The organism is Deinococcus aquiradiocola (genome assembly GCF_014646915.1).
GTDB lineage: Bacteria > Deinococcota > Deinococci > Deinococcales > Deinococcaceae > Deinococcus > Deinococcus aquiradiocola.
In genome coordinates this window covers 1-658 of record NZ_BMOE01000036.1, presented here as the reverse complement: position 1 = coordinate 658, position 658 = coordinate 1, and the positions used below count along the sequence as shown (strand labels likewise).

2 protein-coding genes are annotated in these 658 nt (G+C 45.9%); both read right to left on the bottom strand.

Features of this window, described 5'->3' with window-relative positions:
• Positions 1-362: hypothetical protein (locus IEY33_RS19610; RefSeq protein ID WP_189366318.1), on the bottom strand; the 362-nt coding region annotated here is incomplete at its 3' end.
• Positions 352-658: hypothetical protein (locus IEY33_RS19605; RefSeq protein WP_229671173.1), on the bottom strand; the 307-nt coding region annotated here is incomplete at its 5' end. The genes IEY33_RS19610 and IEY33_RS19605, both read right to left, overlap by 11 nt.

Sequence of the window (658 nt, the reverse complement as noted above, 5' to 3'; positions counted from 1 at the left end):
GGCCGCGGCACAGCAGTGGTGCAAATGAGTTTTCCAGAGCAACCCCAAATCCCCAGGAGCTGTTGATCCTTTAGGTATCTTTCCACAGCCAGGATTCTTGCCTGGAGCTGTTTGATGCCCCAGACTGTGAGTTGCAACAGATGCTGTTGCGCCTCAATAGCCCTCAGCAAATTGTTCTGCTGCTGCACTATATCAGACAATAATTGTCTGGCCTGTACCGTCAGCGTCATTGACGCTGCGCCCATAGTGCTTCCTGCTGCTCCCAAGAACCCAAGGAACAAAGCTCCTATTCCCACTGCTCTTTTTTCTCTCTGCACCACTCTTCTCTTTGCCTTGGCCATTCTATGGGTGTTAATCCTCATCCTGTCTACTTGCCACACAATCATCACCTGCCATCTGTTTTCCATAATCCCTGATGATCTTTGCTTTTCTTCTTGGCACTACTTTTATGTCACTATTATCTTGTATTACTACTGCCCCTTCACCTTTCCAGAGGAGCTTTGCTGGTCCTTTCCAAACTGGATCTCTGCTGTCCCTGTAATAAACCCGAAAATTTTGAATTTTTGTAATTTGTTTTTGTAATTCTTTAGTTTGTATGTCTGTTGCTATTATGTCTACTATTCTTTCCCCTGCACTGTACCCCCCAATCCCCCCTTTT